This is a genomic window from Paenibacillus sp. 4624, assembly GCF_050435065.1.
In the GTDB taxonomy this organism is placed as follows: Bacteria; Bacillota; Bacilli; order Paenibacillales; family Paenibacillaceae; genus Paenibacillus; species Paenibacillus amylolyticus_D.
Genome location: NZ_JBNDJR010000007.1, coordinates 362,313 through 375,914 on the forward strand (window position 1 = coordinate 362,313; position 13,602 = coordinate 375,914).

General features: G+C 45.1%; 7 protein-coding genes and 1 pseudogene. 5 read left to right on the plus strand and 3 right to left on the minus strand.

The window, feature by feature from the left end; all coding sequences use genetic code 11:
* Positions 1-113 precede the first annotated feature (113 nt).
* Complete coding sequence (locus tag ABIE27_RS18075) at positions 114-2,495, plus strand: polyprenyl synthetase family protein (protein WP_429351140.1); 2,382 nt, start codon at positions 114-116, stop codon at positions 2,493-2,495.
* Between the two features lie 186 nt (positions 2,496-2,681).
* Here ABIE27_RS18075 and ABIE27_RS18080 read toward each other — a convergent pair whose 3' ends face one another.
* Positions 2,682-4,451, minus strand: a complete 1,770-nt coding sequence (locus tag ABIE27_RS18080; RefSeq protein ID WP_429351141.1) for an ABC transporter substrate-binding protein — start codon at positions 4,449-4,451, stop codon at positions 2,682-2,684.
* Between the two features lie 158 nt (positions 4,452-4,609).
* On the opposite strand from ABIE27_RS18080, the gene ABIE27_RS18085 reads away from it, so the two are divergent.
* From ABIE27_RS18085 to ABIE27_RS18095, 3 genes are all read left to right on the plus strand, one after another.
* A complete protein-coding gene (locus ABIE27_RS18085; RefSeq protein WP_123063630.1) occupies positions 4,610-5,848 on the plus strand; it encodes an MDR family MFS transporter in 1,239 nt (412 codons plus the stop codon).
* Between the two features lie 630 nt (positions 5,849-6,478).
* Entirely contained in the window at positions 6,479-8,224 is a 1,746-nt protein-coding gene (locus ABIE27_RS18090; protein WP_429351142.1) for an ABC transporter ATP-binding protein, read from the plus strand.
* Positions 8,221-9,990, plus strand: coding sequence for an ABC transporter ATP-binding protein (locus ABIE27_RS18095; protein WP_123063628.1), 1,770 nt, complete (start codon positions 8,221-8,223; stop codon positions 9,988-9,990). Before ABIE27_RS18090 ends, ABIE27_RS18095 begins: the two co-directional genes overlap by 4 nt.
* Positions 9,991-10,151: 161 nt before the next feature.
* Here the strand turns inward: ABIE27_RS18095 and cyoE are convergent, their stop codons facing one another.
* On the minus strand, positions 10,152-11,069 hold the full coding sequence (gene cyoE, locus ABIE27_RS18100; protein WP_240036714.1) for a heme o synthase: 918 nt from the start codon (positions 11,067-11,069) through the stop codon (positions 10,152-10,154).
* 431 nt (positions 11,070-11,500) lie between these two features.
* Between cyoE and ABIE27_RS18105 the strand changes: the two genes are divergently transcribed.
* Positions 11,501-12,421 (plus strand): NAD(P)/FAD-dependent oxidoreductase, encoded by a 921-nt coding sequence (locus ABIE27_RS18105; RefSeq protein ID WP_429351143.1) that lies wholly within the window; start codon positions 11,501-11,503, stop codon positions 12,419-12,421.
* Between the two features lie 146 nt (positions 12,422-12,567).
* On the opposite strand, the pseudogene ABIE27_RS18110 reads toward ABIE27_RS18105, so the two are convergent.
* Positions 12,568-13,602, minus strand: a pseudogene (locus ABIE27_RS18110) (collagen-like triple helix repeat-containing protein); the annotation flags it as partial.

Genomic DNA, 13,602 nt, shown 5'->3' on the forward strand with positions numbered 1-13,602 from the left:
CATTTACGATTCCGTAACCAAACGGCTGAACCGCCGTATATAGGGTATGAACATGAACGGAACATGTTTAACTTTAACCGAAGTTGAGGGATCGACCGATGAACAACGTACTTATGAATCAGCCTAAGGCCGAAGCTAATGCAGATGAAGCTTACCGTCTCGCAGAGCAGAAAGCATCTCAGTATTTTGCAAAGCTCTCTCAGCAGCTAGTTAATAACACCCATATAGATGCACTTATTCAAGATTTCAGGATTTGGCAAAAAACACACATCCATCGTTGGAACTGGTTATCCTGGTTCGCTGGTAAAAGAAAACCGGATGCCAATGATACTCAGAAATATATGCATTGGCTCAGTGCGACAGGCAAGATCGATGATTATCTGGATCGCAGCATTTCATATATCTACATGCGTGATCTGGGGCAGGCGCTGGATAACCCGAAAACAAAAGACAAGATTCAGCGTATCGCCAAGGATACCAAAGCGTATTTTATGCGTATCGCAAGCGAAGCACAACGTCAGGCTGATTACATAAGCCCGGCAGCATTATATCGATGGGGACAGCGAGAACAGATTGAAGAGGCTGTCATCTGGGTGATGGACAAATTAAAACATGTTGCAGCAAACATTCCCCCAGAACTCGACGCGGCGCAGGCACAACGTAAATTGATCAAGATTATTCTGGGCGTCGTGCTTCATGTCGACGATGAGCTTACAGAGGACACCCCACGGAAGGAACGGATTGCTAAGCTCGATGCAGCCATCAGGCTTGGTTATTCCTACGGTTTAACATACCCTTTTGTAGATGATCTTCTCGATTCCCAGGTGCTGACCACACAGGAGAAGGAACAGTACTCGGCGATGATACAACAAGCTTTGCATACCGGCATTGTGCCTGATCTTGGAGAATGGAAGGGGCCGCAGCTTGAAGTGATTCGGTATGTACACTCCGAGCTTCGAGAGGCCTTTGAATATATTCGGGATTATCAGCGTGAGGAGATGCGTCACACTTTTTTTGAACAGTCTTATGTGTTCTTTCAGTCCCAGGAGATCGATCGTGGCAAGAAATTATCCAATGCCCATTATACGAATGAAGACCTGTACATCCCGATTATTATTAAGTCGGCGTCGTCCCGATTGATTGTACGTTCTGTTCTTAGCGCACCGGAAGATGAAGGGTTTGATCTGCGCACGTTTCATTACGGGATTTATAATCAACTCGCGGATGATTTTGCAGATATGTTCGATGATATGCAGGCTGAGGCAGTGACACCTTACACGTATTATTTGAAATATCGCGATCTGCGTCCGGATTTGATTAATCCGTATGAGTTGTACTGGGCAGTCATCTCGTTTCTGATCCATGACGTCTACCATTCGAACGCTAAGGCAAGAGAGGTTATCCTGGATCGTGCGATTAACGGGCTGAAGCGCTGCAGAGAGCGACTCGGTCAGGCGAAGTATGACGAGGTCATGACGATCTTTGCTTCAGGCCAACCTGAACTTAATCACGTGGTGCAACAAATGGTGCGAAAAGCAGATGACGTGGACTTTCTGGACAAATTGCTGCGGGATCAGGTTGTGCTTCAGCTCAGCAACGATAAACAAGAGAAGGAAGCGTTCCAGCAGACGATCCGAACGGTACGTGAACAGATTAATGTAGAACTACAAATTGACAAAGCCGCTGAAGAGCTCGATATGAAGGGGAAGCTGATGGACGCGGCCAACTACAGTTTGCAAGGGGATGGCAAACGTCTCCGTCCCATCCTTACTTGGGTCATGGGTGTTCAGGAGTACGGGCTTAGCGAGTCGGCTATCATGCCGCTGTTAAGATCCATGGAGTATATGCATACCGCTTCTCTCATCTTTGATGATTTGCCTACACAGGATAATGCCGAGACAAGGCGCGGACGTTCCACGCTTCATCAGTTGCATAATAGCGCTACAGCAGAACTCACAGGTCTATTCCTGATTCAGCGAGCGATTCGTGAGCAATCTTCACTGCAGCGGTTTGATGCGCAAACGGTGCTGAAGCTGATTCAATATTCGGCTATGAAAGCCGAGGATATGTGTATGGGTCAGGCGATGGATCTGGGTTCAAAAGGAAAGCTGCTCTCACTGGAGGAGCTGAACACGATCTGTTTTTACAAAACAGGCATTGCCTTTGAGGCGGCGCTGGTTATGCCAGCGATTTTGGCAGAAGTAAAAGATGAGGAGATCGACGCGCTAAAAACATTTGCGTATCATGCAGGCATCGCTTTTCAGATCAGGGACGACCTGCTGGATTATGGGGGAGATCAACATATCCTTGGTAAACCTGCCGGTCAGGATGAGCGGAATAATAATTCAACCTTTGTATCCATTCTGGGAGAGACAGGTGCTCAAAAAGCGATGTGGGAGCATTACTGTCTTGCTGCCGATGCATTACGTCAAATGCCCAAACCGATCCCATTTTTAAAACATCTGCTGGATTACCTCGTCGGACGTGAACGGTAAGGCTAACCTTGATGCAGTATCTCTATGGATGTACATGACTTGCATGATCTTCATAATCGAAATTACAACGGATTTACCGCATTTATAACTGCTTTTCGATGTATAATTAGTGAAACCCTCAACCGTATTTTAACGGGCTGAGGGTTTTTTTGTATTTTTGATTGTTATTCGCTCAGCATTTGAAAATTAGGGATTTTTGATCCATAGCTTCGAAATATCTAGGAATCCAAACTCTGAAGTTTGCATGCCGTAGAAGCTCTGATGCAATTCTGCTTTTTTGTTCATATGACATCCGTACAACATCCAGCTATTTTCCCGCAGTAATTCTTCAGCCTGCTCCAGAAGCTCGCTACGCTCGGAGTGAGGAAGCTGCGGAAAGGGATCCAGCAAGGTATCCAATATCGATTGAAGCTCAGGAGTCATGTACTCATGCAGCGTATTGCTTTGATTTTTGAAAAAATGAATCATGCCATACTGCCAGTCGTCCTCCAGTATTTCTTCTCTCAAAATCAAAGGTGCATCTGAAGTCTTCACGACATCCAGATAATCGTCAAAAGGCTCCAGGTCAATTCTTAACCCAATTTGACGTGCGCGTTGTTGCATCCACTCCGCCACATCGGAATCTTTGTTCTTTTTATAAGATAACAAGAAGGATTCACCTTGATAACCCGATTGTTCAAGCAATGCTTGAGCATCGACGAGTGATGCAGCGTCCCAGCTCCGTGCAGCGCTTTTCCACGGCAGAAAACTGCTGGCGGGTGTAATTCGATTTTTACCCAAATCATGCACCAGTGTGACTGGGTCATAGACGATGCGCATGGCTTGACGGAAGGGCAGCGCATGATGACAACCCGTGACATTGAAATTGAAAAGCATATACTGACAGCCAAGTGCAGGATAGTCAATATAATGAGGCTTCTCATGACTGCTTCCAGGCAGACTAAGCCGTTCAGTACCAGGCAAATCATAATAACCGTCGCTTGAAGCCTGCTCAGGAAGAAACCAGATGTGGACCTGATCCAGATGTGGACGAAAACCATAATAAGCATCAAATGCCGTCAGTTTGATCACATCGTCACTCATCTCGGTGATCTGAAACGGGCCTGTGCCGATCAAGGTCTGGTTTGAGTCATGATCCGCCGGCAGTACCGTCATGCGAATACAACTGAACAGATGCAGAAAAAAACGGTTCGCACGATGCAATATAAACCTGATGCAATAATCGCCGTTCACTTCTGTTCGCTTAATATCACGGTACAGCCATAGAGACGAACAATTTGTTTCAAATAAACGCTTCAATGAAGCCTGAACATCATGAGATGTCATCACACGTCCGTCATGGAAACGAACCCCTTTTCGCAAATAAAATACCCATTCTTTATGGTCGTTGTTAGATTCCCATGTATGTGCAAGTGCGGGTAAAAAGGTATCGGTGTCGGCGTCGTAAGTAATTAGTGTGCTGCATATTTGGCCAAGTAGATAGGTTTCAAAAGCAGTATAAACCGAAGCTGGGTCCAAATCACCCAGTTGACGTGATCTCAACATGCGAAGCGTATCCTGACCAGAGGCGGTTTCGGTGTAACTGCGAAATCCCATCTGTTCATGAAGGGTGAGCATCAGTTTTTCACGCATCAAGTCATCGATTCGGACAATTCCAATCAACTCGATGGCTTCTTTCAGTTTGCCTTTGGATAGAAGTTCAGTAAAGTTGAATTCTAAAGCATCATTCAGACTTCGCAGTAGTGTAAGTTCGGAATGATGGCCACGTCCTCGCCCAGGTTTCCAATGGATAAAATGCTGCTCCTCCAGCTTTCGTAGGATGAATTTTACATTCCGTGGAGTACAGCAGAGAACGGAGGAAAGATTTTCAATCGTTACACGTACAGGTTCATTGATCTTGATTGAGAGCATTTCAGAGCCAGCTAGTCTTAGAAAGTGAGTGTATATCGTATCCATGTATGTAGCTCCTCCATAAAGGTGAAAAGTGACAACGAATCATTACACTTTTACTTCCCCCTTTTATCTTTACAATTATACCTATGAGGATGAAAGAATTCATCCATTTTCGCAGCAACAGGATAGATAGAGAGAGCAGCAAGATAGGAGAATGAAAGATGAAACATATTTTGAAGCAAATTCACCCGCTGGCCTGGACCATTATTATTGGAACGATGTTTGGGCGCCTCGTAACGTCTATGAGTATTCCGTTTCTATCCATCTATCTGACACGTGTGCTTGAAGCTACGCCGACCCAGACGGGAATTACGGTTGCGGTAAGCTCACTGGCAGGAGTGCTCGTCAGCTTTTACGGCGGATATATCTCTGATCGAATCGGTCGCAAAATCGTTATGCTCGTTTCGGTATTTAGTTGGGCGGCTGTATTTTTCATTTTTGCGGCAGCCGAGCATTTATGGGTGTTCTTTGTTGCAAATACGTTAAATGGTTTGTGCCGGGCTGTGTTTGAGCCAACCTCAAGAGCGTTGTTATCCGATATCACCTCACCGCAGAACAAACTGCTAGTATTTAATCTGAGATATGCTGCGATTAACCTTGGGGTCGTATTTGGGCCAATTATCGGATTTCAGTTAGGATCATCGGAATCGACGTTTCCTTTTGTCATCTCGGGGCTTGTTTATATCGCGTACGGTCTGATTCTGGGTCTTCAATTTAAACTGCATCACGCCAATCTGCCTGGACGACTAGCGGTGGCTGCACCTCGTCTGCGCGAAGCCCTTATGACCACCGGACGGGATCGGGTATTTTTACCTGTGCTGATTGGTACGACGTTTTGTGTGTTAGGTTATGGTCACTTCAGCTCTACGTTAGCGCAGTATTTGGCGAGAAGCCCAATCTTTGAAAATGGAAGTCAGATGTTCTCGTATATGCTTTCACTCAATGCAATCACCGTGCTGGTTGTCCAGTACCCACTCGTGCGTACGTTCCGGAATGCACCTCCGCTTGTACCGCTAATTCTAGGTAATCTGCTCGTTGCCGCGAGTCTGCTGTTATTTGGTTTAGCCGAAGGGATTGTACTGATGATGATCAGTGTCATCCTGTTTACAGTAGGGGAAGTACTGCTCTTTACCATGATGGATATGCTTATCGACCGAATTGCAAAGCCGGAATGGAAAGGGACTTATTTTGGTACAATCGGTTTCAACAATATTGGGAATGTTGCGGCTCCGGTCATTGGTGGGGTGTTGTTAAGCCAGTTTGGTGCGGGGAATGGTCTTGCCGTCTTTATTCCCATTGCTATAACGACAGCACTCGGGGTCCCTTTTCTAGTAATAGCACATAAGCGACTTGTCGGCAGAGAAAAGCAAACACCTGAATCTGTACAAATTGGACTCTGACAGATGAAGTAAATAACAATTCAGTTAATAATTATGTTGACGTATAAAGAATGAGCGAATACAATAAACAACAAATATGTGGAACGGGTGGGATAAACCATGATGGATCAGGCAGCGCAGGTACTTCAACCAATAATTGAATATGCATGAGCATAGTGACATTATCCAGGTAGAGTATTGAGCACGTTTGGACAGTCCAGCTTACTGCAACCCTGTCTGGACGCTCATTCATACTGCGATGTTAGAGAAGAAGCTGAAATGTCACATTTCTGGCTGGCTTTTCGATCCGATCAAGCTGTAGATGAACTTCATTCATCTATGGCTTTTTTCATTCCATTAAACAGTTCGCATGGAAAGGAGCATGAGTAAGAGTAAAATCAAGAACTGGCATCAATTCCAAGTTGTCACTTGAAGATCAATCTATATCCATAAGAAAGGAAGAATAAACTATGATTAACGTTTGTAAACAATGTGTTTCTTCGGGAGGCCTTGCTGATTACAATTCGCTCATACAAGATTCATCATAGCGAAAGCAATCAAAAGTACGGTTGGAAGACTTCAACATTCAAATGATGATGCGCGAGACAATGTATAGATCTAATTAAATTTTTAATTAAAGGGGTGGGGCTGGTGCCCAAAACAGAAAAACGCTCCATGTCATGGCTGCTACGATATTTAAAGCCGGTGAAAGGCAAGCTTGCAGTGTTGCTGATCATGTTGTTAACGTCAACAGGGCTACAGCTTCTAAATCCACAGATCATCAGGCGATTCATTGATACGGCTGCAAGCGGCGGAATTCTGGGTGATCTGGTGCAGCTTGCTGGGCTTTTCCTGCTCATTGCTGTGAGCAATCAGTTGATCACGATTGCTGTCAGTTATTTAGGAAACGATGTAGCCTGGCGAGCAACAAACCGGATGCGCGGAGATTTGCTGAAACATTGCCTGCGGCTGGATATGCGTTTTCATAACGTCAAAACACCCGGAGAGATGATTGAACGCGTGGATGGCGATGTAACGAGCATTTCGAACTTCTTCGCCTTGTTTATCGTGCAGGTCATCGGCAGTTTTGTCCTGCTTGCAGGCATTCTGGGATTCATGTTTACGATTAATGTACCAATCGCACTGGTCATGACCGTATTTACGTTATTATCTATTTTATTCATGGTCGTTATACGCAATCTTGGGGTGGAGTCCTCCAAAAATGAGCGGGCCGCCAGTGCTTCCTTGTTCAGCTTGATTGAGGAGCGAATTGCTGGTATTGAGGATGTGCAGGCGAATGGACATGTGCCATACGTGATGAACCGATTTTTTCGCACGATGCGTACCGTTTTCCTCAAAGGTCGAAAGGCATGGATGCTTAGAGTGATTCCGTGGAACACCACGGTGGTCATGTTTATTGTATCCGTCACGGTCGTTTTGCTTCTCGGCGTGCACTACTATATTGAAGGCGCGATCAGCATTGGAACCTTGTTTTTGATCTACCAATACAGCCAGATGTTGAATGAACCCATTGAGTTGCTTGGCGATCAGGTACAGGAGTTTCAAAAGGCAAAATCAGGTATGCTTCGTTCCCGCGAATTACTGTCTTTACGAAGCGAAATTCAGGATGGAAGTGAAGAGAGCTTGCCTGATGGCCCGCTTGGATTGGAGTTTAATCAGGTGCATTTCAGTTACAATGAGGATAAACCAGTGCTTCAGGATATCACCTTCGTGGTGAAACCGGGAGAACGGCTGGGCATCATCGGTCGCACGGGAAGTGGAAAATCAAGTCTTAGCCGTGTTCTTCTGCGTCTGTACAATCTGGATCAGGGCACGATTCATATCGGTGGAACTGATATTACGAAGTTATCCATACAGACTCTGTATCGCAGAGTGGGGATGGTGACACAGGATGTGCAGTTGTTTGATGGTACACTGCGTGACAATCTGACTTTGTTTAATTCAGAAGTGTCGGATGCCATGATCAGGCAAACAACAGAGCGGCTGGGGCTCCATCACTGGATTGATACACAGCCAGAAGGCTTGGATACACACCTGACTGCAGGAGGTTCTTCCTTATCTGCTGGGGAGGCGCAGCTCTTCGCTTTGACCCGTGTGTTTCTAACGGAACCAAGTCTGGTCATACTGGATGAGCCTTCTTCAAGACTTGATGCAGCGACCGAGAATTTACTTCAATCTGCTATTGATGAATTAATGAAGCGATCAACAGGTATCATTATTGCGCATAGATTAGCCACGCTGGAGAAGGTGGATAAAATTATGGTTCTTGGTGGGGGCAGGTTGCTGGAATTCGGATCAAGAGTGGAGCTTGCGAATAATCCATCCTCCCATTATGCACGACTTCTGGTTACGGGCCAAGAGGAGGAACTGGCATGAATGTTACGGGATTTATAGGTCGTTTGTTTCGCTTTAAGCCTTATCTGTTTCTAATTAACGGTTTGTTATGGTGTATCTTTCATTCGCTTCCGCTAGCAATGGGGCTTGGTATGCAGTGGTTCTTTGACCGGACAGCAACCGGAAGTACTGACTACATGTGGCTTGCTGTACCGCTCATTCTCATCGCGTTGTTCCGCTTGACTCGTGTCGGCACGTTCTTTGTCGCCTTCCATGCTTGGGTCACATATATGTATCATATTCAGGCTATTTTGCGAACGAATATGCTGGCTGGTATTATGCGCTGGCCGGGAAGGAATCTTCCTGCATCTCCGGGTGAGGCGATGAGTCGTTTCCGGGATGACGTCGATGAAGTGGTTGAATATATCGAATCCTGGGTGGACTTTTGGGGTCGATTGGTTTTTGCAGTCGTGTCGATTGTGATTATGGCCAACATTAACTGGAAGATTACTCTAGTTGCCGTTTTACCGCTCTTGGTGGTGACGCTATTGAATAATCTGTCAGGTAATCGTGCAAGAAAGTATGCTAAGGTTAATCGTGAAGCCACAGGTCGTATTACCAGCTTTATTGCCGAGACGTTTGGGGCTGTGCAAGCGCTGAAGCTGGGGCAGGCAGAAGAACATGTCTCTAAACGGTTCAATCGGCTGAATGAAGAACGACGTCAGGCTGCACTAAGAGACAATCTGTTCAAGCAATGGATGAAGTCACTTAATCAGCATGTACTAAGTATCTGTACCGGGCTTATTTTGTTAATGTGTGCTGCCGAAATGAAGGCTGGTAACTTTACAGTTGGTGATTTTGCATTATTTACGAGTTATCTCGTTAACATCGGGTTCAGCATTTCCTTGTTCGGATACATGGTATTTCAGCATAAAAGGCTCAAGGTGTCTTATGATCGGATGCGAACACTATTTCGACCAGGTGAAGAGGATCAGATTATGGAGAAACGGGAAATCTACCTTTATGAAGAGCCACCAGAGCCAGTAAATGAAGCAAGAGAGCCGAAGGAGAAATTGCGTGAACTTGAAGTAAATGGTCTTAGCTACCGCTATGGGCAATCTTCAAACGGTATACAAGACATCAGCTTCAAGCTGAAACAGGGACAATTTCTTGTCATTACAGGACGCATCGGTTCTGGTAAATCAACACTGGTTCGTACACTGCTTGGACTGTTGCCCAAGCAACAGGGTGAAATTCTCTGGAATGGAGAGCGAGTAGATCCGGCAACATTTCTTATGCCACCTAGAGCTGCATATACGCCTCAAGTTCCAAGGCTGTTCAGTGACACGCTCAGAGAAAATATCGTTCAAGGTAAACAGGGGAATGTAGATCAAGGGCTGGAAAAAGCCATTCGACTGGCTGTTTTGGATAAAGACATCGAACAATTGGATCAAGGATTGGCAACGCCTGTTGGACCAAGAGGCGTCATGTTATCTGGTGGCCAGATTCAGCGATCAGCAACAGCGCGAATGCTGATGACCGAGGCCGATCTGTTTATCTTTGATGATCTGTCCAGTGCGCTTGATGTGGAAACAGAGCAGCTGGTATGGGACGGACTCTTCAAAGAGAGAGATGTCACATGTATTGCCGTATCTCACCGCAAGGCCGCTCTTACCAAGGCAGATCACATTATCGTTATGAAAGAGGGGCGTATTGAAGCCGAAGGAAACCTGGCCGATTTACTTGAAACCAATGAAGAGATGCAGTTGCTATGGCAGGGAGAGCAGATACCTGTAAAGGCTGGATGATATGGGTTACAACGGAAACGGATAGAGAGGTAGTTTGATTACTCTGATGTCATAAAATAAAAGGAAAAACCGTACAGTTCATGCCTGAATGCAGGCGTAGGATCTGTGCGGTTTCTTCTTTTTTTATAAAGCCCAGTAGAGGCGCTAAGATCTATTTTTCTTTAAGCGATCAGGGAATACGCAATGATAACCAAGAAAATGATCGTGATATGGTTAATGGAGAAAATAAACATACGCTGTGACCATTTTTTGGTTTCTTTTTTGTCAAACGTAGCCACACTAAGAATAAGCCAAGCCAGACTTACCAGAAAAGCCACAATGGCAACAAACGGGCTCATTGGCCAGAACAGGAAGCTGGAAAGCAGCAGCAATACCAGATAAACGTTTGTTTGTACGTAAGTACGTCCAATCCCTTTTACCACAGGTAACATCGGAACGCCTGCCGCCTTGTATTCATCGAAGCGACGAATAGCGATACCGTAGAAGTGAGGCATTTGCCATAGTAACATCGTTACGACCAGTGCCCAGATTTCAAAGTGTCCAAGCTCCGGAGAGATGGCTGCCCATCCAATCAGCGGAGGAACAGCACCTGACAGACTACCAACCTCAGTGTTGTAGATCGTTGTACGTTTGGTCCACATCGTATATGGAATGACGTAGAGGAACAAACCAAGAAGGCCAAAAAAAGCGGCCGATGGAGATGCGATGTACAGCATAATCGCACCAATCAACGTAATCGTAAATCCAAGAATCAGACCTGCCTTGGTATCGACCCGTCCTGTAACGGTAGGACGTTTCTTCGTACGCTCCATAATCGCATCAATGTCCCGGTCGTACAGATTGTTGAACACCCCAGCTGCTCCGATGATTAATGAAGAACCGAGAAATGAAAGTACAATCGGAACAATATTAGCAGCGATAGATGCATCAAATACATATAAAGCTAGACTTAAACCTGCAAACATGGCGATCAAGTTGGACTTGATGATTCCAATTTTGATCGTATCTAAAAATACTTTTGGAATCGAGCTGTACTCCAGGCTGATATTGGCTTGTGATTCATTATTTAATGTTTTCAAATACTCACTTCCTATTGTTTATACTTAATATAATATGTGTCCATTATATCATCCAATTCGTGTTGTGATTTAAATTACATTCTAGTATTTATAATAATGTCATTTGATTGTGAACAATTTAAAAACAAGAACTTTTTTAATTGTTAAAACAACAGTTCTGTGCTACGCGCGTATTTTCAAAAGATTGTCATGATTCAATTGTAGAAATGAAACAAAGATATTGCAAATACGAATTAATAATGTATTATAGATATAAGATATCTCTAATGGTTTTGTTTTGGGGCTATAAATGTAGGATTTCATGGACTGTTAGAAGGGACGCTATTAGATATCTCACATGTCTTTGCTTCTTACGTATTGAGTTTGAAGAGGCGAGAGCGCATTATTTTGCTTTTATTAGAGATATTAAATGTCTGGAAAGGGTGTTATGTATGAATGAAGATCGTAATCCATTCGATATCGTGATCGTGGGAGGAGGGCCTGCTGGACTTAATGCTTCACTGGTACTTGGGAGAGCCCGAAAACAGGTACTTGTTATTGATGATCAAAAACCTCGGAACTGGGTTACCCGAGAGACACACGGCTTTTTAACCAGAGATGGCGTGAGTCCGCGGGAATTTCGTAGAATTGCAAAAGAAGAGATCGCTGCATATCCTTCGGTACAATTTGCCTCCGATACCGTGATGGAGATTACCGGACAAAATAATGAGTTTGTTGTTAAAACAGCTGAAGGAAAGCTGTATGACGCGAAAAAGGTTTTATTTGCTGTTGGTAAAAGAGATTTACCTTTGGATATTACAGGTTTATATGAAGTCTACGGAAAAAGCGCATTTGTCTGCCCATACTGTGATGGATGGGAACTACGGAATCGGCAGCTTGTCATTATTACCAGTGCGAACCATGCATTACATATGGCTAAATTAATCTCTGGCTGGACAAGTCAGTTTACGCTGTGCATCCAAGATGACACTCCTTTAGAAGCAGAACAGAAGCAAGAACTTTCACGTCATGGTGTGCAGGTTTATGAAGTTCCTATTGAATCGATCAGATCGGAGAATGGAATGGTAAGTGCAGTGGAACTGACTGATGGAACAATGATTCCTTGTACGGGCATCTTCTTCCAGCCCAAGCTCCAGACTGGCTCCGATTTGCCAAAAATCATAGGTTGTGAGATGACGGAGACTGGAACCATTGTCGTTGATGCACAAGGAAGAACATCTGTGCCTGGTGTGTTTAGTGCTGGAGATGCCGCATCCGAACTGTATCAGGCGATCACGGCAGCATCGTTAGGTGCATTAACTGCAGTTAGCATTAATAATGAGTTAAACGTTGAAGCTTGGGCGCGATGTTAAAATTAAGGTCATATTGAGTCAATAGCTCAAAAAGAATAGTGCACGTGCGGCTGATTAGTCTAATAAAGCTAACCAGGGATGTCCCCGTCGTATTCGTGACGGATAGACATCCCCTTTATTGTACTTGTAATTACTAAATTTGATTCTTATCTGGAATCTTGAATTGTTGCAGAGCTGTTGTTTGCGCTCAGGTCGGATATCGGATCAAAGGGGGGGCCTGTTATTGTTCCTACGAGTAGTGCAATATCCACGGCATTAACCGGACTACCCCATGAATTTCCAGAGAAGACCATAACGGCCTGATCATTAACGAATCCTCTGGTGTTATATACAACATTGCTAATAATTTCTCCAGTTGTATTTGGGTTGAAATACGCAGGTTGACGCAAGGAATAAAAAATATTATTTCGGACTATCAAGCCGGTCATATTACCGGTCTGAGTGACTAGACCTCTATTAACTACCCAGCCTGAAGAGGGGCCGGCTTGAGGAGGGCCAAAAATTGTATTATTTTTTACAGTATGATTGGTTCCGCCTAATTGAATAAATTCAACAGCATAAGGGTTATCACTCGTTATCGTTAGTCCGTCCACAGTTACTCCGCTCCCAATGATGGTAAAAGGGATAACGGCAGCTTGTAACAGGATGACTGTACTTGGATAGCCTTTTAAAGTTATACCAGCTTTATTAATAGTTATATTTGCGGTAGTCGGGTATGTTCCTCCAAGAATATGAACAGTTCCTGTTGGAGATACCGCGGTTACTCCTTGTTGAATCGTTCCAAAAGGGCTGGCCTGTGTTCCATTCCCTCCCACGGTGCCTTGTAAAACATATAAGTCAAATGGATTAGGTTGGACTGTACCGGTGGCCCCCGTAGAACCAGTAGCTCCCGTAGCACCGGTATTGCCTGCAATGCCAGTAGCTCCTGTGGCTCCGGTAGCTCCGGTAGCTCCGGTGACACCCGAAGCACCGGTAGGGCCTTCTGGACCTCCTGATGGCCCTGTATCTCCCGTCGCACCTGTGGTGCCCGTCGCACCTGTGGTACCCGTTGCACCTGTGGTGCCCGTCGCACCTGTGGTGCCCGTTGCACCTGTGGTGCCCGTCGCACCTGTGGTGCCCGTCGCACCTGTGGTGCCCGTCGCACCTGTGGTACCCGTCGCACCTGTGGTGCCCGTCGCACC